The organism is Streptomyces sp. SLBN-8D4 (genome assembly GCF_049739545.1).
Lineage (GTDB): Bacteria > Actinomycetota > Actinomycetes > Streptomycetales > Streptomycetaceae > Streptomyces > Streptomyces canus_C.
This window is the reverse complement of sequence record NZ_JBMGQC010000001.1, coordinates 9,141,377-9,165,361: the sequence shown is the minus strand read 5'-3', so window position 1 is coordinate 9,165,361 and position 23,985 is coordinate 9,141,377. Positions and strand designations below refer to the sequence as shown.

Sequence of the window (23,985 nt, the reverse complement as noted above, 5' to 3'; positions counted from 1 at the left end):
GCCCGCTGCGAGTGCGGGCCAGAGGTGGGGACGGGTCACCCGGCGAAGCGGGTGGTGCGGCGGGGGCCGGATGCGCCGCTGCTGTCCGGGGAACGGCGCATCCGGCAGTAGTGCGGGTTACTTGACGGCGATCGGGTTGACCGGGGAGCCGACGGCTCCGGTGATGGGGAGGGGAGCGGCGGTGAGCCAGAACTCGTACACGCCGTCGTCGGCGCAGTCGGCGGCGAGTGCGTCGAGGTCCCACATCTCGCCGATCAGCAGGCCCATGTTGGGGATGACGACCTGGTGCAGCGGCTGGAAGGCGTTGTCGAACTCGTTGGGGCGGACCTCGAAACCCCAGGTGTCGGTGGCGATGGCGGCGATCTCGGTGCCGTGCAGCCAACCGGCGGCGGTGAACGACAGGCCGGGCGCGGGGCCGCCCGCGTAGTCGCCCCAGCCGTCGCGGCGGGCGCGGGCGAGATGTCCGGTACGGACGAGGACGATGTCGCCGGGGCCGACGGTCACGCCGTGGGCTTCGGCGGTCACGGTCAGATGTTCCTCGGTGATCGCGAACCCGTCGGCCAACTCGCCGTCGACACCGATGACTTGCCCTACGTCCAGCAGCACCCCACGCCCGGCGACGTGCGGCGCCATGTGCTCGATGCCGGTGACGAGGTCGCCGTCGGAGGTGACCACCTGCTCGGCCGCCCGTCCGTTCCACGCCTTGCCGTGGTCGAAGATGTGCCCGAGCCCGTCCCACTGGGTGGAGCACTGCAGCGGCATCGCGATCACGTCGTCCGCGCCGCCGATGCCGTGCGGGAAACCCTGGTTGCCCAGCGCCGCGTCGGTCCCCGTGTCGAGCATGGTGTGCACCGGGTTGGTCCGCCGGCGCCAGCCCTTCTGCGGGCCGTTCATGTCGAACCGCTGCGACAGCGAGAAGCTCACGCCGCGGCGCACGAGCGCCGCGCCCTCGCGCCGCTTGGCCTCGTCGAGGAAGTTCAGTGTGCCGAGCACGTCGTCCTCACCCCAACGCCCCCAGTTGGAGTACGCCTTGGCGGCCTCGGCTATCGCGCCCTCGGGGTCGCGGCGGTCCAGGCTCATGCCGTTCCCTCAGCGACACAGCGGGTGCGCTGCACGCCCAGACCGGTGATGGAACCCTCCATGACGTCGCCGTCGCGCAGCAGGCGTCCCCAGTGGATGCCGTTGCCGGCCGGGCTGCCGGTCAACACCAGGTCACCGGGCAGGAGTTGAGCCGTCTGCGAGGCGTACGACACCAACCGGGCGACTCCGAAGAGCATGTCCTTGGTGGACTCGTCCTGCATGGTCTCGCCGTTCAGCTTGAGCGTGACCCGCAGGTCACCGGTGTCCGCGATCGACTCCGCGGGTACGAGCCACGGGCCGAGCGGCGTGAAACCGGGAGCGTTCTTGCAGCGCAGCCAGTCGGTGCGATGGCCTTCATGTCCCGGCGGAACACGGTGGCACGGTCGGTGAGGTCGTTGGCGATGGTGTACCCGGCGACGTACTCCAGGGCCTCCTCGACCGTCACCCGGTAGGCGGGCTTGGCGACGACGGCCGCCAACTCCAGCTCCCAGTCCGGCTTTTCGGCCCAGGCGGGCAGGACCACGTCGTCGTAGGGGCCCGTGATCGCGCTGGGCAGGCCGATGAACACGTAGGGCAGGTCCTCGGCGGCCCGGCGGTCCATGACCGCGGCGATCTCCGTGCGCGCCTCCTCGACGGTGCGGGGGTCGTCGGGGGAACGGTGGGCGACCTCCAGATCGATCACGTGCTGCCGGTAGTTGGCTCCGGACTGGAAGATCTGCCGCGGCTCGATGGGGGCGTGCACGCGCAGGCCCTCCAGTGGCAGCCGGCCGAGGGAGTCGTCGTCCGCCAGGGTGCGCAGGACGGGGAGGGTCTCCTCCCACCGCTCCAGGACCGCGCGCAGATCCGACGGCGCCCAGTCCAGGGCGCTGCGCAGATCGAGTACCCGGTCATTGGCCAGGAGGCCGGGAAACGACTCCCCGTCCCGAGCGGAGAACGTGCCGAGCGCGAACGGGCCGGCTGATTGCGCGAGCATTGCCATCAGATTTCCTCCTGCGGGGTTGGGGTCTACTCTGACCCCGATCGGCCAATCACGGAAATTAATCCTGTGGATGTGTCGAATCCACGTCATGGATGACTCTCGTCGCTAGGTGGTTGCCGGTGAACCTGTCCCGACTCGACCTCAATCTGGTCCTCGCCCTTCGCGCGCTGCTGGAGGAGCGCAATGTCACCCGGGCCGGTGAGCGCATCGGTCTCAGCCAGCCGGCCATGAGCGCCGCACTGTCCCGGCTGCGCCGCCATTTCGACGACGAATTGCTCGCCCGCACCGGCAACGCCTACGAGCTGACTCCGCTCGGCGCCGCCCTGCGCGACCGCAGCGCCACCGCGTGCGACCTGCTGGAGCGGGTCTTCTCCAGCCAGGCCGACTTCGACCCGGCGGCGGAGTCACGTGAGTTCACCCTGCTCGCCTCCGACTACGGGGCGGCCGTGTTCGGTGCCGCACTCGCCCGCGCCCTGCACGAGGAAGCGCCCGGCATCCGGCTCACCTTCCAGCACCCGGCACCGTCCGTCGTGGAGAACACCGCCGCGGTGCTGAGCACCGTCGACGGACTGCTGATGCCGCACGGCGTCATCGACGGCTTGCCCACCGTCGACCTCCACCAGGACCGCTGGCTGTTCCTGGTCGCCGACGATCACCCCGAGATCGGTGACGAACTCTCCCTGGACCAGCTGGGGCGTCTGCCCTGGGCCGTCTACCAGCGTCCCTACGACGCCCCGGCCGCCCGCCAGCTCAGCATGATAGGGATCAGTCCCCAGGTGGAGGTGTCCGTGCAGACCTTCCAACTGCTGCCCCTCATGGTCGAGGGCACCCGCCGGATCGCGATGATCCAGGAGCGCCTGGCGCGCAAGGCGGTCCGATCGGCCGCGGTGCGCGTCCTGCCCTGCCCCTTCGAGGCGGTACCGGTGCGGGAGGCGATGTGGTGGCACCCGGTGCACGCTCAGGACGCGGGCCACATCTGGCTGCGGCAGAAGGCCGCGGAAGTGGGCGCGACGCTGGCGGGCAACGGCTACAGCTAGGGCAAGGCCCCAGGGAAGGCCGTGCCCGTCGACCAGAACGCGGGGTTGCCGCCGACCCGGCTCTGACCGGGCCCGGCGGCAGCCCGTGATCGACGCGCTCTCGGTGGTCTTCCCGCACACCCTCAGGCCAACTGCTCCGGCAACGGCCGGGGATCGACGGCGCCCACCCGGCGGCGGGCCGCCCACAGCCCCGCCGCGACGAGGGCGGCGGCCAGCCCCAGCACGCCCACCGCACCGGCGAGACTGCCGACCGCGGACTCCCCGGCGAGCAGCACCAGCGGGCAGATGAACTCACCGCCGAAGAAGGCCGCCGTCCACAACCCCGTCCCACGACCGCGGTCCTCGAACGCCAGGCGGGACATGGCACTGGTGAGAAGGGCGGGCAGCAGCATGCCGGTGCCCACACAGTTGACGACCGCCCCGATGACCAGCAGCGGGGCACTGCCCGCGAGGAACATCACCCCGAAGCCGACCGCGCAGACCGCGAAGACGGCGGGCAGCATCGGGCCGGGAGAACGCCCCAGCCGGGCGAAGGTGACCGCTCCGCCCACGGTCGCGGCACTGGCGATCGCGGTGGCCAGTCCGATCACGCCGGTGTTCTCCACCCCGAGGTCGTCGAGCAGGTACGACATCTCCACCGGGACGGTGTAAAAGACCATCGCCCCGAAGAAGGTGAGGGCACAGATGCCGCCCAACTGCCGCCAGGGGAACGAGCGGCGGGCCTCCGTCTCGGCCGGAGTCTCCTCGCCGTCCGCACGGGCCGCCGGGTTGGGCAGGGCGGTCGCCATCAGCGGGGCGAGCGCCAGGCTCACGGCGTAGACCCAGAAGGGCACGCGCCAGCCCGCCGATCCGGCGGCGCCGCCGAGCACGAAGAAGACGGTGGCCGACGCGGAGGCGCACATGGTCTGCAGGGCGAGGTACTTCACCCGCCGGCGACCGCTGTAGTAGTCGCCGATCAGAGTCGTGCAGCAGGTCATGATCGCGGCCTCGGCGACTCCGACCAGGGCGCGGCTGGCGATGATGCCGCCCAGAGAGTCCAGCCACAGCGGTGCCGTGCCGAACAGCGCGTACAGGACGGTCGCCACGACCAGCAGGCGCTTGCGGCCCACCCGATCCACGATCACCCCGGCGAACGGGGCCAGCAGCGCCAGCGCCAGCGCCGGGACGGTCAGCGCGAGGGGCACCAGCGCCTTGGCCCCCGGGACCGACGCGAAGTGGTCCTGCATCTTCGGCAGTACCGGGGCGATCAGCACCGCCCCCAGGATCGGCAGACAGCTGCCCGCCATCAGAAGGGTCACCCGCAGCAGATGGGCCGGGCCCGAGACGGCGACGGCTGGCTGAGTGGTGGCATCGACCGCCGCGTGAGGCGGCGGGGGCACGGAACCGGGCATGGCGACTCCAGGGGGCGGTGTAAGGGAGTGGGCATGCCTCACGGGCGCCGACGGCGCACGGCATGCTGGGGAAGCTCGCACGCCGACGGCATCCGGACAGCGGTGTGCGGTAGCGACGACTATGGGGGCGCCAATGCGCCGGTGCCATCCCCTGCGCGATCCGAATCCCGTATCCGGGTCATCCACACCGTGGATGGGATGGGCAACCGTCACGCGGACGGAAGACGTGCACGACCGTCGCTGCGCGCGAACAGCGGTGTCCCGGAGCCCGGTCGTCCCGGCCTCCAGGACACCGCCGGCACGTCGCGCACGCCTGGCAGCGTCAGCGGACAGGCAGCGGCAGGACGCGCCGACAGGCGGCGACGGCGACGACCGCGACCACCACATGCATCACCATCAGCGCGGCGACGGCCAGCGGCCCACTGCCGGGCGTACCGCCACCGAGCAGGGACAGGTCGGGCCCGAACGACACGACCACGAGCACGGGCACCAGCCACCGCAGCAGCCCCGCCGGGTTCTTGGCGACACGACGGACGACCGCCCAGCCTATGGCGCCGAGGACGACGCCGAACACCGTCAGCGGCCCGTACGCGGAGAGGTGCAGCGGAGCGAAATCGCCCGACGCCCCCGCCGCGCGGGCGAGCAACGCGACCACCACGTTTCCGAGGACGGCCACGACAGCCGCTGCGAGAAGCCCCGCGACCACGGTCAGGCCGCGGGAGCGCGGGGCGGACGGGGCGGACGGGGCGGCTTCGGGGACGGAACCGGACATGGGGACCTCCTGCGGAGAGCTCAAGAACGACAGGTGCGGCGCCGGAAAGGCAGGCGGCCGGAAAGGCAGGCGTTTGATTCCTCAAACATGCGGGACGCTACCCCGAAGCGTTTGATCAGGCAAACATCTCGGTTAGAGTGGCCGCCATGACATCCCCCCGGTGGCTCACTCCCGAAGAGCTGCGAGCCTGGATCAACTTCCTCGACTGCTCGACACTGCTGAACGACTACCTCGATCAGCAGTTGCGGCGCGACGCGGCCATGACGCACGCGGACTACAGCCTGCTGGCCCGCCTGTCCGTGGCACCGGACCGCGCCCTGGGAATGTCCTCGCTCGCCGAGGAGTTGAAGTTCACCCGCAGCCGCCTCACGCGCGCGGTGATCCGCCTGGAGGAGTCGGGCTACGTGCGGCGCCGGGAGGATCCGGCCGACGGACGCGGACAGCTGGCCGAACTCACCGATGCCGGCATGGAGTTGATGGCCAAGGCCGCCCCCGGCCATGTTGCCGCCGTACGCCGCGTGGTGTTCGACGCCCTCAGCCCCGAACAGGTGGAGCAACTCGCCACCATCACCGTCACCGTGGTCGCCTCCCTCAAGCAGGCCGGCGAGGAGGACGCCTACCCGGCGGCCTTGCCGTGGCATCGCCGCTGACGCCGAGAACCTGCCCCGTTCACACCGCTCGATGGCCGCGTGCTGCTGGTCGCCGCGTACTGGCGGACTGACCTGACCCTGCACCGGCCGGCGCCGCTGTTCGGGGTGTCCGAGTCCGCAGCCGACCGCATCATCGACCACCTCGGACCTGCGCTCGCCGTCCAGTGACGCAAGCGGTTCCGCAAGGACACCGTGCCGGTCGTGGACGGCAACCTGGTCCCCACGGTCGATCACAGCGCCGCCGAGCAGCCGGAGAATTACCGGTACTCGACCAACCACCGGGTCGGCATCAGGTCAGCAAGAGTCCTGCCGCAGCCGCCCACACCGTGGAATCGCCACCCGTACCGGCCTGAGCCAGCCAGCCGTTTGGACGCCTTCCGGCAAGCGAGTGGAAGACCGTGAGCATTCCCCGACCGCCTTCCGCCCTGCGGCCACCAACGCTGACGCGTTTCAGCAGGTCAGCGCACCCTCCCCCGCGGCTTCAACGGCAGCGGCGGCAGTTCCGGAGCCGGCAGCGGAGCTCCGTCGTACCCCTTCACCTCACCGAAGCGGGACCCCGTCATCCAGTCCTGACGCGCCTGTTCGATCTCCTCCTGCGACCGCCCGATCCAGTTCCAGAACATGATCAGTTCCTCCTCGAACGGCTCACCGCCCAGGAGCATCAGGCCCGCGTCCGACTCGGCACGCAGCGGGAGTTCGGTGCGGCCGCAGCCGAGGTAGAGCATCGAGCCGGGCAGCACGGGCACCCCGTCCACGTGGGCCTCGCCGGACATGGACAGGACGGCGTACTCGAAGTCAGGTTCCAGCGGCAGGCGTACGTCCGTGCCGCGGGCGAGGCTCAGGTCGGCGCCGACGATGGGGGTGTACGCCGTTCCGGGTGAGCGTGCGCCGTCGAGTTCGCCCAGGATGAGCGTGGCCGTCAGACCCGGGGCCGTGATCTGCGGCAGCCCGGTGTGGTGCTCGAAGTGCGGGTCGGTGTGGCGGTGCCCGTCCGGGAGGGCGACCCAGAGCTGGGCGCCGTGCAGGAACCGGGCGTGCGGCTTCGGGCTCTCCTCGGAGTGGCTGATCGCGCGGCCGGAGGTCATCAGGCCCAGTTCACGGGGGCGGATGGTCTGGAGGCTGCCGGTGGAGTCGCGGTGCAGGACCTCGCCCTGGTGCAGCCAGCTCACCGTCTGCAGGCCCATGTGCGGGTGCGGGGGCACCTGCATGCCCGGCTCGTCGGCGATGTCGTCGGGGCCGTAGTGATCGACGAAGCACCAGGCGCCGACCATACGGCGGCCCAGGTTGGGCAGCAGCCGGCGCACCTCGCCGGCCTCGCCCAGCTTCACGCGGCGGGGGCTGAGGAGTTCGCGCACGGGTTCCGCCACCACGAAGCCGCGGCCGCCGCACAGGGCGGGAACCGCCTGGCGATCAAGATTGCTCATGACGCCCAACCTAGCCCCGTGAGGCGTTTCCCGTCAGGCCGTCCCCCCGGGCTCCGTGACGGGTGGTCGCCGGCCGGTCCGCGGACGCCGCTGAAAATAGTAGCAATGGACATAGTAGCCATGTACTGTATCGAGCATGAGTACGGCAGCCGAGGGCGCGACGCCCGGTTTTCTGGTCTGGCGACTGTCGATGAAATGGCGGGTCGCGGTCGATCGCGCGGTGGCGCCGCTCGGCCTGACGCACGCCCAGTACTCGCTGGTGGCCTCGCTGTACGGCATGCAGCACGGTGGCGAACGCCCCAGCCAGCGGCGTCTCGCCGACCGGACCGGCCTCGAACCGCTCTACGTCTCCAAGCTGGCGCGCGCCCTGGAGAGCGCCGGGCTCCTGGAGCGCGCTCGCGACCCACGCGACCCGCGCGCGGTGCAACTGGCGCTCACCGAGGAGGGCCGCGAGCGGACCCGGCAGGCCATCGAGGTCGTCCAGGGGCTCCTGGAGCAACTGCTGGCACCCCTCGGCGGCCTGGACAGCGCACGCACGCGGGAGTTCAAGCGTGAGCTGACGACCCTGCTCGACGCACCTCTCGACCCGACGAACGAGAACCCCAAGGAGCAGTAATGACCACCACCACTCCCGTCCTCACCCCCCGCGTCATAGCCCTGGCCCACTACGCCGCCCGCGCACTCCTCGAGAACGCCCTGGCCCGCCACGGCGTGACCTTCCAGCAGTCCGTCACCCTGCGCCTGGCCGCCGTGGCGGAGGGACCGGTCGAGCGTGACCGCATCGTCGAGCACGTCGTCGGCGCGCTCAAGATCGACCCGGCTCAGGCGCACTCCGTGGTCGACGAACTGGTCGCCAAGGGACTGGTGGCTCCCCAGGGACCGTCCCAGGGGCCGTCCCAGCTGCGGATCACGGACGCCGGCCGGGCGCTGTTCGAGACGACCTCCGCCGAGACCGCCCCCATCAGCGCCCGGGTCTACGCCGGCATCCCGGCCGAGGACCTCGCGGTCGCCGGACGCGTACTGAGCCTCATCACCGAGCGGGCCGACGCGGAGCTCGCCGCCCTGACCAAGTAGCGGGACAGCACGTAAGTCTCAGGTCGCCGCCACGCCCTTCTTGCCCCGCCGGTGCGCGATCTCGCCGAGGATCACGTCGGCGACGACGAAGCCGGCCAGCGGAATGCCGAGCAGTGGCACGAAGTAGCCGAGGACTGCGACGACCACCACGCCGGGCACCAGGATCTGCGGCGGGACCTGCTGCCAGGCGCCGCGCGGGATCGGCCGGCCGAAGGCGGAGCCCCGGCCGCGCTGCCACCACATGCGGTAGCCCCACACGATCAGCAGGACCAGCGACAGCGCGAGGACCATCAGGACGACCTGGTTGACCAGCCCGAACAGGACACCGGTGTGCAGGTCGATGCCCCAGCGGGTCAGCTTCGCGAGCAGCGGGTAGTCCGCGAACCGCACGGTGTCGGTGACCTCGCCGCTGCTCGGGTCGACGGCGACCGAGTCCTGCTTCTCGGGCCAGCTGCGCTGCACCTGCCGTACGACATAGGCCGACGACGCGTCGGCGGGCGGCACGATCTCGACGGGGTCGCCGAGGCCTTCGGCGCGGGCCGCGGCCAGCACCTTGTCGAGGCCGACGCCGTGCTCGGCGTCCCCGGCCGAGGCGGACGCGCCGTGGCCCGAGTGGTCGCCGCCCGCGGCCGCGGAGACCGAGGGCGTGGACTGGCCGAGCGAGGTGCGCAGTTCGTCGATGTTGGCGCCGGCGTACGTCGACCAGGTCAGTCCGGTGGCCGACAGGAAGAAGAACCCGGCGGCCGCCCAGACGCCGACGCTGCCGTGCAGGCCCAGGGTGCGACGGCGCCCGCTGGTGCCGCGGACCTTGCGCAGGGCGCGGCGGCGGGAGAACCACAGCACGATGCCGCCGCCCGCGGTCACCCACAGCCAGCTGGCGGCGAACTCGCTGTAGAGGCGGCCGTTCTCACCGAGGTGCAGGTCGCGGTGGAACTCGTCGATCCAGGTCCGCAGCGGCAGCGCGCCGGTCGAGCCGTACTGCTCCAGCGCTCCGCGGACCTTCCCGGTGTACGGGTCGACGAACACGGCGAGGGTGTGGTTCGGGTCGACTCCCTTCACCCCGGACAGCAGCACCCGGGTCGTCGCGTCGGCCGCGGGCGAGGGGCGTATCGCCGAGACCGTGCCCTCGGGGTGCGCCTTGCGGGCGGCGTCCACCTGCTCGGAGACGGGCAGCTTGCTGTCGCCGACGGCGGCGACGGTCATCTCGTCCCGGTAGGCGATCTTCTCGGCCTGGAAGGCGCCCGCGTACAGGAACCCGGTGACGGCGGCGACGAGGAGAAAGGGCGCCACGAAGACACCGGCGTAGAAGTGCAGACGCAGCACGAGCGGGCGCAGCGGGGCCCATCTGCTGGGGGCCGGCGCCGGGGCGGCCGGCTGCGGGACCTCGTCCTTGGTGGTCGAGGGGGCGATGGACATCGGCGGCTTCTCCGAGGGCTGGGGACGGGGGCGGTCCAGTAGTCGGAGGGAGGGGGCGCCGAGTTCCCGGGCCCCCTCGTGACCTGCATCACAGGGCACTCCGTGGCATCCTGGCGCGATGTCAACTCCGAGTCATCGCGCGCCCCTTGCCGAGCTGGTCGAGGAACTCCTGGCCGCGGACGGTCCGCTGCCGATCATGGCGGCCGGCGAGCCGGTCCTGCGAGGCGGGACCGAGCGTTACGACGGCCAGCTGGACCCCGCGCTGCTGTCCCGTTTCGTCGAGGCGCTGCGTCTGACCATGCACGCGGCGCCGGGTGTGGGACTGGCCGCCCCGCAGGTGGGGGTGCCGCTGCGCATCGCGGTCGTCGAGGACCCGGCGCCCGTACCGGAGGAAGTGCGGCTGGCGCGGGGGCGGGTGCCGCAGCCGTTCCGCGTCCTGGTCAATCCGTCGTACGAGCCGGTCGGCACCGAGCGGGTGGCGTTCTTCGAGGGATGTCTGAGTGTGCCGGGGTGGCAGGCCGTGGTGGCGCGGCCGGCCGAGGTCCGGCTGACGTGCGAGGACGAGAACGGCCGCGCGGTGGACGAGGTGTTCGGCGGCTGGCCCGCGCGGATCGTCCAGCACGAGACGGACCACCTCGACGGCGTGCTCTATCTCGACCGCGCCGAGCTGCGCTCGCTGTCCTCCAACCAGACGGTGGCCGAGCGCTGGACGCAGCCGACGCCGGGGCTGGCGGCCGCGTCCCTCGGCTTCGAGCTGCCGGGCTGACGGACGACGGCGCGGGCCTGCCGGGATCCGCGGGTCGGCGACGGTGCGGAAGCCCGCCGCACCCTTCCCCGCTCCCGCTGACCCGCGCCGAGCGCGGACCGACGATGCCCCGGCCGGGGAGGGTCACCGATTCCGCCGGCGCCGCCCCGGCCGAGCACCCCGAGCGCCGTCCGTCAGTTGTCCCGGTACGCCTCCAGCAACCGGAGCCACACCTCGCTGATCGTCGGGTACGCCGGGACCGCGTGCCACAGCCTGCTGATCGGGACCTGGCCCGCGACCGCGATCGTCGCGGAGTGGATCAGTTCGCCGACGCCGGGTCCGACGAAGGTGACGCCGAGGAGGATCTCGCGTTCCAGGTCGACGACCATGCGGGCGCGGCCGCGGTAGCCGTCGCCGTAGAGGCCGGCGCCCGACACCGAGGCGAGGTCGTAGTCGACCGCGCGGACCCGGTGGCCCGCCTGCTCGGCCTCCGCCAGGGAGAGGCCCACTGAGGCGGCCTCCGGGTCGGTGAAGACGACCTGGGGCACGGCGTCGTGGTCGGCGGTCGCGGCGTGGGCGCCCCACGGGTCCGTCTGGACCGGGGCTCCCGAGGCGCGGGCGGAGATGGCGGCGCCGGCGATGCGGGCCTGGTACTTGCCCTGGTGGGTGAGGAGCGCGCGGTGGTTGACGTCGCCGACCGCGTAGAGCCAGTCGCTGCCGGTCACACGGAGGCTGTCGTCGACCTCCAGCCAGCTGCCGGGCTTCCGGCCGATGGTGTCGAGACCTATGTCGTCGGTGTGCGGGGCGCGTCCGGTGGCGAAGAGGATCTCGTCGGCCTCGATGCGGTCGCCGGTGCCGGTGACGACCACGACCGTGCCGTTCTCCCGGGTGACCGACTCGACCGAGGTGCCGGTGCGGACGCTGACGCCCGCCTCGGTGAGCGCCTCGGCGACGAGCTCGCCCGCGAACGGCTCCATGCGGTTGAGCAGGCCCTTCCCGCGGACCAGGAGCGTCACCTGCGATCCGAGGGCCTGCCAGGCCGTGGCCATCTCGGTGGCGACCACTCCCCCGCCGACCACGACCAGGCGTCCGGGTGCCGCCTTGGCGCTGGTGGCCTCGCGGCTGGTCCAGGGCTTGACCTCGTCGAGGCCCGGCAGGTCGGGCAGCACGGCCCGGGTGCCGGTGCAGACGGCCACGGCGTGCCGGGCGGTCAGCACCTTCTGTGTGCCGTCGGGGGCGGTGACCGTGACCGTGCGCTCCCCGCTGAGACGGCCGTGGCCGCGGTGGATCTCGGCCCCGATGCCCTCCAGCCAGCCGACCTGGCCGTCGTCCTTCCAGTCCGAGGCCCAGTAGTCCCGGCGGGCGAGGACCGCGGCCGCGTCGAGGGGGCCCTGCACCGAGGCGCTCAGGCCGGGCAGGCGGCGCGCGTCCGCCTGTGCGATCACCGGCCGCAGCAGGGCCTTGCTGGGCATACAGGCCCAGTAGGAACACTCTCCGCCGATCAGCTCGCTCTCCACGACCGCGGTGGAGAGGCCGGCCGCGCGGGTGCGGTCGGCCACGTTCTCCCCCACGGGCCCGGCACCGAGCACCACGACGTCGTAGGTGCTGTGGGCGATGTTTTCCGTTTCCGTCATGGGCCCAGTCTGGTGGGTGGTGTGCGCTCGGGCCACCAGGGGTACGCGCGCCGGATACCGCGAGGTGACAGCTGTGGAATACCCGGCCGACAAGCCGTGTTGTGCCGACGGCTTCGCTCCGAGACCAGGAAGAGGGATCACGTCATGAGCAGCACCGTGGAGCTCACCAAGGAGAACTTCGACCAGATGGTCACGGACAACGAGTTCCTCCTGATCGACTTCTGGGCGGCCTGGTGCGGTCCTTGCCGCCAGTTCGCGCCGGTATACGAGAAGGCCGCCGAGGCCAACCCCGACCTGGTGTTCGGCAAGGTGGACACCGAGGCGCAGCCGGAGCTGGCCGCGGCCTTCGGTATCCAGTCGATTCCGACGCTGATGATCGTCCGCGACCAGGTCGCGGTGTTCGCCCAGCCGGGCGCGCTGCCCGAGTCCGCCCTGACGGACGTCATCGGGCAGGCCCGCAAGCTCGACATGGACGAGGTCCGCAAGTCCGTCGCCGAGCAGCAGGCCCAGGCCGAGCAGAACGACCAGTAGTTCTCAGAACGGGTACGTCGCCACGTCCGCGCGCACCGTCGTCCAGCGCACGTCGGTGAAGGCCTCCACATTGGCCTCGCCGCCGAACCGGGCGCCGGTGCCGGACGCGGCGATACCGCCGAAGGGCGCGACCGCCTCGTCGTTCACGGTCTGGTCGTTGATGTGCACGATGCCGGTCGGGATCCGCTCCGCGAGGTCCAGCCCGCGGGCCGCGTCCCCGGTGACGATGCCGAGCGAGAGGCCGTAGGGCCCCGCGGCGGCCAGCGCTGCCGCCTCGTCGACCGTGCTGAAGGACCGTACGGGAGCGACGGGGCCGAAGACCTCCTCCGCGTAGGCGGGCGTGCTGTCGTCGAGGCCCGCGAGGACCGTCGGACGGTAGAAGAGCTTCTCGTGCGTACCGCCGGCGGCCAGCTTGGCGCCCTGGGCGGTGCTGGCGTCGACCAGGCCGCGCACCTTGGCGAGCTGGTTCTCGTCGATGATCGGGCCGAGGTGGACCTGCTCCAGGTTCGGGTCGCCGACGGCCAGCGAGTCGGCCTTGGCCGCCAGCCGCTCGATGTACTCCTCGTACAGCGACGCGTGGACCAGGTGGCGGCCGGTCGTCATGCAGATCTGGCCCTGGTGGAAGAAGGATCCCCAGGCCGCCGTGGAGATCACGGCCTCGATGTCGGCGTCCTCCAGGACGATCAGCGCGGAGTTGCCGCCCAGTTCCAGATGGGCGCGCTTGAGGTGGCGTCCGGCCGCCTCCCCCACCGCACGGCCCGCCGCGGTCGAACCGGTGAAGGAGATGACGGGGACGTGCGGGTCGGCGACCAGGGCCTGGCCGACGTCCGGGCCGCCGGGCAGGACATGGAACAGACCCTCCGGCAGCCCGGCCTCGGCGAAGACCGCGGCGAGCGAGAGACCGCCGCAGACCGCGGTGCGCGGGTCGGGCTTGAGGATCACGGCGTTGCCGAGGGCGAGGGCCGGGGCGACGGAGCGGATCGAGAGGATCAGCGGAGCGTTGAAGGGCGCGATCACGCCCACCACGCCGACCGGGACCCGGCGCGTGTAGGACAGCCGGGGCGCCTCGCTGGGCAGGACCTGGCCGGCGGGCCGGGAGGCGAGGGCGGCGGCCTCGTAGCACTCCTGGGCGGCCACGTGCAGCTCGAAGTCGGCCTTGCCGGGAATCGACCCGGACTCGCGGACGAGCCATCCGCGCAGCTCGTCGGCGTGCGCGGCGAACAGGTCACCGGCCTTGCGCAGCACCCCGGCGCGCACGAAGTGCGGAAGCCGGGCCCACTCGGCCTGAGCGGCGCGGGCTGCCTCGGCGGAGCGCTCCACGTCCTCGCCCGAAGCGAGGGTGACGGTGGCGAGCGTGTCGCCGGTCGCGGGTTCGGTGACCGCGTACTCAGGTCCCGAAAGGGGGTGGGGCTGCCAGCTCTTGGGGTCGAGCAACGACATGACGGCTCTCCGTTCGATCACCGGTGGGACTCACACGGCGAGCGGTAGTCCCGTGTAGTTCGCGGCCAGTTCGGCGGCCGCATGGCGGGATGCGGTGATACGGCGCAGCCGCGCGAGCTGCATCCGGCTCTCGAACGCATCCCCATTTGGTTGAGCATGCAACATCCTAGTCATCTCGTACGAGAACCGCGTGGCCTGCCACACACGAGAAAGACACAACTCCGAATATCTGTCGATCAGTTGTGTCGACCCTGTGCGGTGCACATCGGTCAGGGCCCGGGCGAGCAGGGACACGTCCGACACGGCGAGGTTGAGCCCCTTCGCCCCGGTCGGCGGCACTATGTGCGCGGCGTCACCGGCGAGCAGGAGACGGCCGTGCCGCATCGGTTCGTGGACGTGACTGCGCATGGGCGTCACGGACTTCGCGGTGATCGGCCCCCTCGCGAGGGTCCAGTCGGCGTCGATCGCGAAGCGGGCGGCGAGCTCGTCCCAGATCCGCTCGTCGGACCAGTCGTCCGGGTCGGTGCCGTTGGGGACCTGGAGGTAGAGCCGGGACACGGCGGGCGAGCGCATGCTGTGCAGGGCGAAGCCGCGCTCCCCGCGGGCGTAGATCAACTCCTCGCAGGACGGGGCGACATCGGCGAGGATCCCGAGCCAGGAGTACGGGTAGTCGTGCGTGTACGTCCGGCCGGCCCCCGCCGGGAAGGCCCCGCGCGAGATGCCGTGGAAGCCGTCGCAGCCCGCGATCCAGTCGCAGGTCAGCGTCTGTTCGCGGCCCTCGTGCAGGAACCGCGCCACGGGGGCGTCGCTCTCCGGCTTCTCGACCGCCAGGGCCTTGGCCTCGAACAACAGCGGCGGCCCCTCGGCCAGCTGGAGCGCGACCAGGTCCTTCACGATCTCGGTCTGGGCGTAGATGGTGACGGTACGACCGCCCGTGAGGACGGGGAAGTCGAGGTGGTGCCGCTCCCCGGCGAACCGCAGTTCGATGCCCTGGTGGACGAGCCCCTCGGCGTCCAGACGCCCGGCGGCACCGGCCGCGCGCAGGGCGTCGACCGTGCCCTGCTCCAGCATCCCGGCGCGCTGGCGGTGCTCGACGTACTCCCGCGTCCTGCTCTCCAGGACCACGCAGTCGATGCCGGCCAGGTGCAGCAGGCGGGCGAGGAGCAGTCCGGCGGGGCCGCCGCCGATGATCCCGACCGTGGTGCGCATGGCAGGCCTCCCTGCGTCAGCTGGAGTCGCGGTGCACCACCGTGGCACCCAGCACCGTGTGCGTCTCGGTCGCGGCGCCCGGTTCGCGCACCGCGCGGTCGACCAGTTCGGCGAGGTCACGGCCGGACGGGAGCTCGATGTGGACCGTGCTCAGCCTGGGCCGCAGCAGTCGGCCGAGGAGCAGGTCGTCGGCACCGATCACCGCCGTGTCCTCCGGGATGCGCACGCCCTCGTCCTGGAGGGCGCGCATTAACAGCATCGCGTATTCGTCGTTGTACGCGAACACGGCGTCGAGGCCGAGGTCCCGCCAGCGCACGGCGAGCTTGGCCGCGGCCTGCTCCTCGTAGGCGAGGGGCAGCTCGGTCAGTGTGGCGTCCGTGCCCTGGAGAGCCCGGCGCACACCGGCGAGGCGGGGCAGCGAGAAGGCCTCCAGGCCGGACTCCTCGGGCACCACGACACCGATCCGGCGCCGGCCGCGGGCGTACAGGTGGCCGGCGGCGCTGTGGCCGACGCCCGCGTGGTCCATGAGCAGGGCGTGGGCCCCCTCGACCGCCTCAGGAGCGAGGGTGACCACGGCCCGGGCACCGGAGCGCCGGAGCAGGGCCACGCCCTGCGGGCCGAGTCCCACGCCGGGCACCAGGACGGCGACCGGGCGCAGCTCGGCCCAGGCGCGGGCCGCCTCGTCGCCCTGGAGGCCGACACTGCCGTACTGCACGACCGTGTAGTCCAACCGGCCCAGGGCCCACTGGAGTTCACTGATGAACTGGCTGTAGAGCGGTCCTACCGGGATGGACGGGGCGGGCATCAGGACCATCCGGCTGTGGCCGGCGCGCAGGCTGCGGGCGGCCGCGTGCGGGACGTACCCGAGTTCCTTGGCGGCCTCGTGGACACGGCGGCGCGTGGGCTCGCTGATCCGGACGGCGCTGGTGTTGTTGAGGACGTAGGAGACGGTCGCACGCGAGACGCCGGCCACGCGGGCCACATCGGCGCTCGTGGGAACCGGGCGCGTGACCGAGGACGCGGACGTGTTCTGTATCTGCACCATGACGATCGTCATCTTTGCAGAAGCTGTGACGGTTCCCACATCAGGGTTGCCGCTTTGGCTCAGCGTGACCCATCGGCGCCGGTCACCCGGGCGACGAGGTCATTCCAGCCGGCCTCCAGGCGCCCCAACGGCATTCCGCACTGCCGGGTGAGGTGGTGGATGAGGGCCGGGTCGAGATACCCCATCAGCGTCTGGGCCAGGAGGTCGCAGTCGGCGTCCGGGAGGATCTGCCGCAGCAGCATGGTGGTGTGCATGTGCAGCGCCCGGATGGACGGGTGGGAGTGGCGGCGGGTCGGCTCCGACTGTGCGGCCAGCAGCAGGTCCAGCTGTTCGGCGGAGCGGTACAGCACGGCCACGCCGAGCGCCCGCAGCCGGTCCACCGCGGGGGCGCCGGGCCCCAGGGGCGGCGGGCCGCCGAGGAAGTCCGCCTGGAGCGTGTGCGCGGAGTGGTCCAGAAGCGCCATGAGCAGTCCGGTGCGGTCGCCGAAGCGGCGGAAGACGGTGCCCTTGCCGACGCCGGCCGCCGTGGCCACCGCCTCCATGGTGACGCCCGCCACACCATGCTCCGCGATCAGCCGGGTCGCGGCCTCCAGCAGACGGGCACGGTTGCGGGCCGCGTCGGCGCGAAGGCAGGGCTCGTCGGGTGCGGAACCGACCGCCAGCAGTCGGGGCGTGTCGAAGGGCTCCTCTGGCGTGGGGAACGGCGGCAGGGTCGCGGACATGAACCCAGCGTAAAGCATCGGGAAGAAAACTGGACCCCGGTCCGTTTAGGATGCTAGAAACGTAACCGGACCCCGGTCCGGAACATTACCGCCGTGTTTCAGCCCCCCTTGGAGTTACGCATGTCTGTTCGCATCCTTGCGCTCGTCGGATCCCTTCGCGCCGGTTCGCACAACCGTCAGCTCGCCGAGGCGGCCGTCAAGCACGCCCCCGAGGGCGCGGAGGTCGTGCTCTACGAAGGCCTGGCCGAGATCCCCTTCTACAACGAGGACATCGACGTCGAGGGCAACGTCCCCGCGGCCGCCGCCAAGCTGCGTGAGGCCGCCCAGGCCGCCGACGCGTTCCTGTTCTTCTCCCCCGAGTACAACGGCACCATCCCGGCCGTTCTGAAGAACGCCATCGACTGGCTGTCGCGCCCGTACGGCGCCGGCGCCTTCGCCGGCAAGCCGGTCGCCGTGGTCGGTACCGCCTTCGGTCAGTTCGGCGGCGTGTGGGCGCAGGACGAGACCCGCAAGGCCGTGGGCATCGCCGGCGGCAAGGTGCTCGAGGACGTCAAGCTGTCCATCCCGGGTTCCGTGGTCCGTTTCGCCGAGACCCACCCGGCCGACGACGCCGAGGTGGCCGCGCAGCTGACCGAGGTCGTCGCTCAGCTGCACAGCAACACGGGTGAGGTCGCCGCCGCCTGAACCTGCGGCGCGTGAACGGGTTTCCTGACAGGGGCCGGAGTGTTGGCACTCCGGCCCCTGTCGTGTTCTGTCTGCGGGCCGGTGGGGGCTGGTCGCGCAGTTCCCCGCGCCCCTGAGGGGCGCCCACCTCGACGCGTCTCAGGCCACCGCCGTGGGTGCCAGGTCCCGTAGTACTCCGAGTGCGACGGCGATCGCGGGGCGTTCGTGGCCGCCGTGCCGGGTGCAGGTCAGCAGCCTTCGGTGGGGGTCGCCCGCGCAGCGGACCCTCGTGATCGGCAGGTTCGGGGTCAGGTGGGCCAGGCGGGGGATCAGTGCCACGCCCAGGCGGTGGGCGACCAGGTGAGCGGTGACGTTCCAGTCCCGGGCGTGGTGGACCACGCTCGGGGTGAAGCCGGCCGCGCCGCAGGCCGACATGACGTGCGTGCGGCAGGGGCTGTCCGCGAAGGGGGCGATCCAGTCCTCACGGGCCGCGTCCGCGAGATCCACGCGGTCGCGGTCGGCCAGCGGATGGTCCGCGGGTACGACCAGGTCGAACGGATCGTCCAGCAGCGGCTGTTGGTCGTAGCGGGTGTCGCTCAGCGGCGGGTTGTGCGGAGTCGCCTCCACGACCGCCAGATCGATCTCCCCCTCGAAGAGCAGGTCGAAGCTCTCCGGCACGCCCGCCTCCTGGATGCTGACGGTCAGCCGGCGGTGCCGTTCGCGCAGCCGGGCCGCCATCGGGGCGAGCAGGGCCGACACGGCCACGGACAGACCGCCCGCCCGCAGCGGACCCGCGGGCTCGCCGTGGTCGGCGCGCAGATCGAGTTCGGCCCGTTCCCACCGCGCCTGGATGGCGTCGGCGTGCGCGAGCAGGCTCTCGGCGGCCGGGGTGAGCCGGACCCCGCGGCCCTGGGGTTCGAGCAGGTCGACGTCCAGGTCGCGGGCGAGCTGGCGGATCTGCTGGGACGCGGCGGACGGGGTGAAGTGCAGGGCGCGGGCGGCCGCGGTGACCGTGCCGTAGTGGGCGACCGCCCTCAGGACGTGGAGCCGGCGCAGGTCAATCATGAAGCCCACGCTTCAAGGTCGGGTCCGGGAAGTCAACCTGGACGTGTACGAAGACTCCGCAGCATCCTGGATCGTGTCGCGACGGCCGTACACAGCCACATCCGGCCCTCCCGGGCCGCCTAACAACTTACGGAGTCACCATGACCAGCACGACCCGCGCCGTCTGCCCGCACTGCGGCTGGCCGGACGGAGCCGAACCCTTCCAGGTGGTGTCCCGACACGGCACCGCGGCGGGCGGGACGGTGTGGACCCGCTGCGCGTGCGGCTCGTTGCAGGTCCGCGTGAGCGACGGCTGCGGGACGCGCGTCGTCTCCCGCAGCCGGCCATCCGGCGCGCGGGCGGGTTAGTCCAGTTCCGCGAGCCGCTCCACGGACGGTGCGACGAAGCGTTCGATCCACTCGGCTGGAGCACCGATGCGTGGGGCGAGGATGACCGTGTCGATGCCGAGCTTGGTGTAGCCGGTGATGTCCCGGGTGAAGGCCTCCAGGTCACCCTCGGTGGCCGGGTCGCCCGAGTAGGTGACGGTCTTGCGGATCTCCTCGTAGTCCCGCCCCTCGGTGTCGCAGTGGCGGCGCAGCACGTCGAGCTTGTGCGTGACCTCCTCGGGCGAGGTGGCGAACAGGTTGCAGGCTCCGGCGTAGCGGGCGACCAGGCGGAGCGTCTTCTTCTCACCGCTGCCGCCGATCATGATCTCGGGGTGCGGGCTGCTGACCGGGGCCGGTACGCACAGGGTCTCGGCGAGCCGGTAGTGGGTGCCCTCGAAGGGGCCGTTGGCCGCCGGGTCCCACATCTGGAGGCAGATCCGCAGGGTCTCCTCCAGCCGCTCGAAGCGCTCGGCGAGGGGCGGGAAGGGCACACCGAGCCCTTCGTGCTCACGGTCGTACCAGGCGGCTCCGATACCGAGGGCGGCCCGGCCGCCGGAGAGCACGTCCAGCGTGGTCGCGATCTTGGCGAGCAGGCCGGGATGGCGGTACGTCACTCCGGTCACCAGCGCGCCGAGCCGGACCGTCTCGGTGTGGGCCGCGAGGAAGCTCAGGGTCGAGTAGGCCTCCAGCATGGGGTCCTCGGCGCCGCCGTTGAACTCCATCTGGAAGTAGTGGTCCATCACCGACAGCCAGCTCACCCCCGCCGCCTCCGCCGCGGCACCCGAGGCGGCCAGCTCGGCACCGAGAGCCGGGGCGCCCGCGGGGTGGTTGAAGCGGTTGATGTGCACGCCCACGCGCATGTTCGTCTCCGTTCGGGGGACCTTCGCCGACCCTGACGAAGCTAGAACCTGGAGTGCTCTCGAAGTCAAGGGCGGACTGTTCCGAGCGCGCGTGGAGCACGCGCCCCCGTCACGCCACGCGTTCCGCCTCCACCGGATCCTGCTTCTTCGAGGCGCGCAGGCTCGTCAGGGTGGTGATGGTCAGGACGAGGACGATGAAGCCGAGGGAGAAGGGGATGCTGATCTCGGGCACGTGGACGCCGGACTCGTGCAGGGCGTGCAGGACGAGTTTCACGCCGATGAAGCCGAGGATGATCGAGAGGCCGTAGGAGAGGTGGACCAGCTTCTTCAGCGGCGATGGCAAGGAATCGCAGGTCATACGAGAACATGGCGGATTCTCGACGCTCACCACCCGCCGTACGGCGGGCAGGTTCCGCCGTACGGCGGCGCCCCGGACGGACGCCGCTGCCCCGATCATGACGCCACGAGCCGCCACGCCCCGCGTGAGGAGAAGCCATGACGCAAGTGCCGCCCCCGTTCGACCCCGAGCTCGGTGCCGCCCTGGATCTGATCAAGGACGTGATCTCACCCGGCCTCGCCCTGGACGAGATCGACGACGTGCGCCAGGGGCCGGGCATCGCGATGCTGGCAGACCTGGACCTGACACTGGACGGGTTCTTCGAGGTGGAGGACCGCTCGGTGCCGGGGCCTGAGGGTGCCCCCGAGATCTCGCTGCTGATCTGCCGGCCCACCGCCCCGGCGCCGGCGGGCACCAGGCGTCCGGTGATCTACCACGTCCACGGCGGGGGCATGGTCATCGGCACCAACCGCGTCGGCGTGGACGGTCCGCTGGCCTGGGCGAGGGAACTGGACGCGGTCGTGGTCTCGGTGGAGTACCGGCTGGCTCCCGAACACCCGCATCCGGCGCCGATCGAGGATGTCTACGCCGGGCTCGTGTGGACGTCCGAGCACGCCGGGGAGATCGGGGGCGACCCCGAGCGGATCGTCATCGCCGGTGCGAGCGCGGGGGGCGGGCTGTCGGCGGCGCTGGCGCTGCTCACCCGGGACCGCAAGGGGCCGCGGCCGCTGGGCCAGTTGCTGATGTGCCCGATGCTCGACGACCGCAACGACAGCCCCTCGGCGTACCAGATGGCGGGACTGGGCGTCTGGGACCGCACGGCCAACGAGACGGGCTGGACGGCGCTGCTGGGTGAGCTGCGGGGCGGCCCCGACGTTCCGGCGTACGCGGCACCGGCCCGGGCCGAGGACCTGTCGGGACTGCCGCCCGCCTTCCTCGACGTGGGGTCGGCTGAGACGTTCCGGGACGAGGTCGTCACGTACGCGTCCCGGATCTGGCAGGCGGGTGGGGTGGCGGAGCTGCACGTGTGGCCGGGGGGCTTCCACGGCTTCGACGGGTTCGCTCCGCAGGCTGCGTTGTCGCAGGCGGCGCGGGCGGCGCAGGTGGCGTGGTTGCGGAGGCTGTTGGGCAGCTAGGGGTGGTGTTGGGGGGCGCGGGAGGAAGTGCCGCAGAGGGCCCGTCGGCGGCTGCGGCGGTGACGTGGCTGGTCGCGCAGTTCCCCGCGCCCCTACCGGGTGCCGAAGGGCCGTGGGCAGTGCTTGCGGGAGCGGCGCGGGAGGAAGTGCCGCGCAGGGGCCGTCGGGCGGCTGCGGCGGCATCGCGGCTCGTCGCGCAGTCCCCGCGCCCCTACCGGGCGCTGCCGGGCCGTGGGCTGGATAGGCCGCGAAGTCTTCACTGGACATCGAACCGTCGTGCCTACGGCTGTCCGGGCGGCGCAAAACCGGACGGGGACTCCTCCTGCCCCGACCCATGGCGCACCATGGGCGTATGAAAGAGCTGGCCGGGCGGCTGACCGCCCTGGATCCGGATGCCGGAGCTGCGGTTCGGGTGATCGCCTACTTCGATCGGCTGTCCGAGTCCCGTGCCGGGCTGGAGGCTCTGGTGCGGGGAGCCGCCGTGCTGGCCGGGGTGCCCGCGCGGCTGGTCGATGCCGAGCGGCGGGTGCAGGTCCGGGTCGAGACCGACGGGACGCGCCGGGACTCCGGGGCGCCGCCCGACCCCGGCTGGCCCTCCGCCGCGCTCACACCCGGTGGTGCCGCCGTGCTGTGGCTGGAGCGGGCCGGGGCGGCGCCCAGTGTCGTCGACGCGGTGATCCTGGAGCGGGCCGCGGGAGCCGTACGGATCGTTCTGGACCGTACGCGGGGACGCGCGCCCGCCGATGATCCCGCACTGGTCGAGACCGTGCTGGATGCCGCCGCCCCCGAGGCCGCCCGGCTGCACGCCGTACGGGGGCTCGGACTGAACCCCGCGGCGCCCGCGCGTGCGCTGGCCCCGCTCGACGGGCGGCCCCGGATCGTGGCCGGGCGGACGGACGCCGAACTGCCCGCGGAGCGGGTCGGAGTGGGCCCCGCCGTGCCCGTGCTCGATCTGCCGCGGTCCTGGGCGGACGCCCGCACCGCGCTACGGTTCACCGCACAGGGCACGGCTCAGGATCCCGGCCCGAAGGTCGTGTACGCCGACGAACTGGGCGGTGTCGCGCTGCTGGCCGACCTCGTCGTACCGGGCGCGGAGCCGCCGCCCGACGTCCGGGTGCTGGAGGCGGCGGGGGCGAGCACACCCTGGCTGCTCGCCACGCTGCACGCCGTGGTCTCGACGGTGAGCCTGCGGGCGGCCGCGGCCGAGATCAACGTCCACCACTCCACACTCCAGGACCGGCTGTCCCACGCGGAACATCTGCTGGGCTGGCCGCTGCGCACGCCTCAGGGGCGACTGCGGCTGCAACTGGCCCTGGTGATGCGGCACTTGGCACGGCCGTAGCGGCGACTCACCGGCTCACAGGCTCATCGGAACTCGTGCATGACGTCGATGCGGCCGACGATGTGCGCGTTGAAGTCGTCTAGCTCCTCGGCCGGGACCCACAGTTCGAGGATCGTGCGGCCGCCCGCCTGCTGGACGGGATAGCGGCTCAGGAAGTCCGTCTCGACCTCGAAGCGGGTCACGAAGCCGGCGCCGTCGTGCTTGACGTTCCAGTCCCTGGCGATCTTGATCGCGTAGTCCTCGTCGAGGACCGGGTAGAAGATCGGCTGCTCGGGCAGCCTCGGCGGCCAGGCGCGCCAGTCGAGCTCGCGGACCAGGTCCAGCTCCTTGGGGCCGGTCGGGCGCCAGAGGGTCGTGGTGGAGGGCCGGGTCGTCATCGGAGTCGGTCGCTCTCCGCGGTGGTGGGTGGGGCATGGGGCGTGGGGCACGCGTGCTGCGGGTGCGGGTGCGGACGCGAGTACGGACGCCGCCCCGATAGTTGCGCACGCACTATAGAAGCAGACGCTGAAAGTTTCAGCGATGCAATATCCTGGGGGTATCCGTATCGGGACGGAGGAAGCAGGCCCCATGACCGCCACAGACCCCTCGCTCACCGCCCTCGCCCAGGGCTGGTGCGCGCTCTCCCTGCTGCACGGACGGATCGAGGCCCACATCGAGAAGGCCCTGCAGTCCGCCCACGACCTCAGCGTGCGCGAGTACTCCCTGCTCGACGTCCTGGGCCGCCAGCACGACGGCGAGGGCGGACACCTGCAGATGAAACAGGTCGCCGACGCCGTCGTCCTCAGCCAGAGCGCCACCACCCGCCTGGTCACCCGCCTCGAGGACCGCGGCCTGCTCGCCCGCTACCTCTGCCCCACCGACCGCCGCGGCATCTACACCGACGTCACCGACACCGGCCGCACCCTCCTCGACCAAGCCCGCCCCACCAACGAGAAGGCCCTCCGAGAAGCCCTCGACCAAGCCGCCACCCAACCCGAACTCGCCCCCCTGGTAAGGGCTTTGGAAGCCCATGGCGTGCCTGCCTGAGCCAGTCCCCCGTTCATCGGGGTGACCGCCTCACCCGCGGCC

24 protein-coding genes and 3 pseudogenes are annotated in these 23,985 nt (G+C 71.9%); 12 read left to right on the top strand and 15 right to left on the bottom strand.

What is annotated here, in order from left to right:
- Positions 1-117: 117 nt before the first annotated feature.
- Positions 118-1,080, bottom strand: coding sequence for a cyclase family protein (locus RKD20_RS41555; protein ID WP_424882238.1), 963 nt, complete (start codon positions 1,078-1,080; stop codon positions 118-120).
- Positions 1,077-2,059: pseudogene (locus tag RKD20_RS41550) on the bottom strand (fumarylacetoacetate hydrolase family protein). Before RKD20_RS41550 ends, RKD20_RS41555 begins: the two are co-directional and overlap by 4 nt.
- Before the next feature lie 119 nt (positions 2,060-2,178).
- Here RKD20_RS41550 and RKD20_RS41545 point away from each other — a divergent pair.
- Entirely contained in the window at positions 2,179-3,096 is a 918-nt protein-coding gene (locus RKD20_RS41545; RefSeq protein WP_424882237.1) for a LysR family transcriptional regulator, read from the top strand.
- 122 nt (positions 3,097-3,218) lie between these two features.
- Here the strand turns inward: RKD20_RS41545 and RKD20_RS41540 are convergent, their stop codons facing one another.
- The gene (locus tag RKD20_RS41540; protein WP_424882236.1) at positions 3,219-4,487 is read right to left on the bottom strand and encodes an MFS transporter; all 1,269 of its coding nucleotides are present in this window, start codon (positions 4,485-4,487) and stop codon (positions 3,219-3,221) included.
- 322 nt (positions 4,488-4,809) lie between these two features.
- Positions 4,810-5,259, bottom strand: a complete 450-nt coding sequence (locus RKD20_RS41535; RefSeq protein WP_424882235.1) for a DUF6069 family protein — start codon at positions 5,257-5,259, stop codon at positions 4,810-4,812.
- Between the two features lie 146 nt (positions 5,260-5,405).
- Between RKD20_RS41535 and RKD20_RS41530 the strand changes: the two genes are divergently transcribed.
- Positions 5,406-5,909 (top strand): MarR family winged helix-turn-helix transcriptional regulator, encoded by a 504-nt coding sequence (locus tag RKD20_RS41530; RefSeq protein ID WP_424882234.1) that lies wholly within the window; start codon positions 5,406-5,408, stop codon positions 5,907-5,909.
- A 24-nt stretch (positions 5,910-5,933) separates the two neighbouring features.
- Positions 5,934-6,200: pseudogene (locus RKD20_RS41525) on the top strand (helix-turn-helix domain-containing protein); the annotation flags it as partial.
- 167 nt (positions 6,201-6,367) lie between these two features.
- On the opposite strand, the gene RKD20_RS41520 reads toward RKD20_RS41525, so the two are convergent.
- Positions 6,368-7,333: a pirin family protein gene (locus tag RKD20_RS41520; RefSeq protein ID WP_424882233.1), complete on the bottom strand. Its 966-nt coding sequence runs from the start codon at positions 7,331-7,333 to the stop codon at positions 6,368-6,370.
- Positions 7,334-7,469: 136 nt separating this feature from the next.
- Between RKD20_RS41520 and RKD20_RS41515 the strand changes: the two genes are divergently transcribed.
- The gene (locus RKD20_RS41515; protein WP_424882232.1) at positions 7,470-7,949 is read left to right on the top strand and encodes a MarR family winged helix-turn-helix transcriptional regulator; all 480 of its coding nucleotides are present in this window, start codon (positions 7,470-7,472) and stop codon (positions 7,947-7,949) included.
- The gene (locus tag RKD20_RS41510) at positions 7,949-8,407 is read left to right on the top strand and encodes a MarR family winged helix-turn-helix transcriptional regulator (RefSeq protein ID WP_424882231.1); all 459 of its coding nucleotides are present in this window, start codon (positions 7,949-7,951) and stop codon (positions 8,405-8,407) included. Before RKD20_RS41515 ends, RKD20_RS41510 begins: the two co-directional genes overlap by 1 nt.
- A gap of 18 nt (positions 8,408-8,425) precedes the next feature.
- On the opposite strand, the gene RKD20_RS41505 is transcribed toward RKD20_RS41510, so the two are convergent.
- Positions 8,426-9,823, bottom strand: a complete 1,398-nt coding sequence (locus tag RKD20_RS41505; protein ID WP_424882230.1) for a PepSY-associated TM helix domain-containing protein — start codon at positions 9,821-9,823, stop codon at positions 8,426-8,428.
- Positions 9,824-9,941: 118 nt separating this feature from the next.
- Between RKD20_RS41505 and RKD20_RS41500 the strand changes: the two genes are divergently transcribed.
- A complete protein-coding gene (locus tag RKD20_RS41500; RefSeq protein WP_424882229.1) occupies positions 9,942-10,589 on the top strand; it encodes a peptide deformylase in 648 nt (215 codons plus the stop codon).
- A gap of 173 nt (positions 10,590-10,762) precedes the next feature.
- Here the strand turns inward: RKD20_RS41500 and RKD20_RS41495 are convergent, their stop codons facing one another.
- The gene (locus RKD20_RS41495; protein ID WP_424882228.1) at positions 10,763-12,202 is read right to left on the bottom strand and encodes a dihydrolipoyl dehydrogenase family protein; all 1,440 of its coding nucleotides are present in this window, start codon (positions 12,200-12,202) and stop codon (positions 10,763-10,765) included.
- A 144-nt stretch (positions 12,203-12,346) separates the two neighbouring features.
- Here RKD20_RS41495 and trxA point away from each other — a divergent pair, with 144 nt between their 5' ends.
- Positions 12,347-12,733 (top strand): thioredoxin, encoded by a 387-nt coding sequence (trxA, locus tag RKD20_RS41490; protein WP_424882227.1) that lies wholly within the window; start codon positions 12,347-12,349, stop codon positions 12,731-12,733.
- Positions 12,734-12,736: 3 nt separating this feature from the next.
- Here the strand turns inward: trxA and RKD20_RS41485 are convergent, their stop codons facing one another.
- The 4 genes from RKD20_RS41485 to RKD20_RS41470 are packed head-to-tail and all read right to left on the bottom strand — an operon-like array spanning position 12,737 to position 17,167.
- Positions 12,737-14,173: an aldehyde dehydrogenase family protein gene (locus RKD20_RS41485; protein ID WP_424882226.1), complete on the bottom strand. Its 1,437-nt coding sequence runs from the start codon at positions 14,171-14,173 to the stop codon at positions 12,737-12,739.
- Between the two features lie 30 nt (positions 14,174-14,203).
- Positions 14,204-15,382 carry a 4-hydroxybenzoate 3-monooxygenase gene (locus RKD20_RS41480; RefSeq protein WP_424882225.1) on the bottom strand — a complete coding sequence of 393 codons (1,179 nt, stop codon included), beginning with the start codon at positions 15,380-15,382 and terminating at the stop codon, positions 14,204-14,206.
- 16 nt (positions 15,383-15,398) lie between these two features.
- Positions 15,399-16,427 carry a LacI family DNA-binding transcriptional regulator gene (locus tag RKD20_RS41475; protein WP_424882224.1) on the bottom strand — a complete coding sequence of 343 codons (1,029 nt, stop codon included), beginning with the start codon at positions 16,425-16,427 and terminating at the stop codon, positions 15,399-15,401.
- A gap of 59 nt (positions 16,428-16,486) precedes the next feature.
- Positions 16,487-17,167 (bottom strand): TetR/AcrR family transcriptional regulator, encoded by a 681-nt coding sequence (locus RKD20_RS41470; RefSeq protein WP_424882223.1) that lies wholly within the window; start codon positions 17,165-17,167, stop codon positions 16,487-16,489.
- Positions 17,168-17,269: 102 nt separating this feature from the next.
- Between RKD20_RS41470 and RKD20_RS41465 the strand changes: the two genes are divergently transcribed.
- Positions 17,270-17,833 (top strand): NAD(P)H-dependent oxidoreductase, encoded by a 564-nt coding sequence (locus RKD20_RS41465; protein ID WP_424882222.1) that lies wholly within the window; start codon positions 17,270-17,272, stop codon positions 17,831-17,833.
- Between the two features lie 138 nt (positions 17,834-17,971).
- On the opposite strand, the gene RKD20_RS41460 is transcribed toward RKD20_RS41465, so the two are convergent.
- Positions 17,972-18,877, bottom strand: a complete 906-nt coding sequence (locus RKD20_RS41460) for a LysR family transcriptional regulator (protein ID WP_424882221.1) — start codon at positions 18,875-18,877, stop codon at positions 17,972-17,974.
- A 140-nt stretch (positions 18,878-19,017) separates the two neighbouring features.
- Here RKD20_RS41460 and RKD20_RS41455 point away from each other — a divergent pair, with 140 nt between their 5' ends.
- A complete protein-coding gene (locus RKD20_RS41455) occupies positions 19,018-19,224 on the top strand; it encodes a hypothetical protein (protein ID WP_424882220.1) in 207 nt (68 codons plus the stop codon).
- On the opposite strand, the gene RKD20_RS41450 is transcribed toward RKD20_RS41455, so the two are convergent.
- A complete protein-coding gene (locus RKD20_RS41450; protein ID WP_424882219.1) occupies positions 19,221-20,102 on the bottom strand; it encodes an LLM class F420-dependent oxidoreductase in 882 nt (293 codons plus the stop codon). The two genes, RKD20_RS41455 and RKD20_RS41450, sit on opposite strands and share 4 nt — an antisense overlap.
- 109 nt (positions 20,103-20,211) lie before the next feature.
- Positions 20,212-20,433, bottom strand: a pseudogene (locus RKD20_RS41445) (TerC family protein); the annotation flags it as partial.
- 164 nt (positions 20,434-20,597) lie between these two features.
- On the opposite strand from RKD20_RS41445, the gene RKD20_RS41440 reads away from it, so the two are divergent.
- Complete coding sequence (locus tag RKD20_RS41440) at positions 20,598-21,575, top strand: alpha/beta hydrolase (protein ID WP_424882218.1); 978 nt, start codon at positions 20,598-20,600, stop codon at positions 21,573-21,575.
- A gap of 352 nt (positions 21,576-21,927) precedes the next feature.
- The gene (locus tag RKD20_RS41435) at positions 21,928-22,917 is read left to right on the top strand and encodes a helix-turn-helix domain-containing protein (RefSeq protein ID WP_424882217.1); all 990 of its coding nucleotides are present in this window, start codon (positions 21,928-21,930) and stop codon (positions 22,915-22,917) included.
- A 23-nt stretch (positions 22,918-22,940) separates the two neighbouring features.
- Here the strand turns inward: RKD20_RS41435 and RKD20_RS41430 are convergent, their stop codons facing one another.
- Entirely contained in the window at positions 22,941-23,294 is a 354-nt protein-coding gene (locus RKD20_RS41430) for a hypothetical protein (protein WP_424882216.1), read from the bottom strand.
- A 190-nt stretch (positions 23,295-23,484) separates the two neighbouring features.
- Between RKD20_RS41430 and RKD20_RS41425 the strand changes: the two genes are divergently transcribed.
- A complete protein-coding gene (locus tag RKD20_RS41425; protein WP_424882215.1) occupies positions 23,485-23,943 on the top strand; it encodes a MarR family winged helix-turn-helix transcriptional regulator in 459 nt (152 codons plus the stop codon).
- Positions 23,944-23,985: the final 42 nt, after the last annotated feature.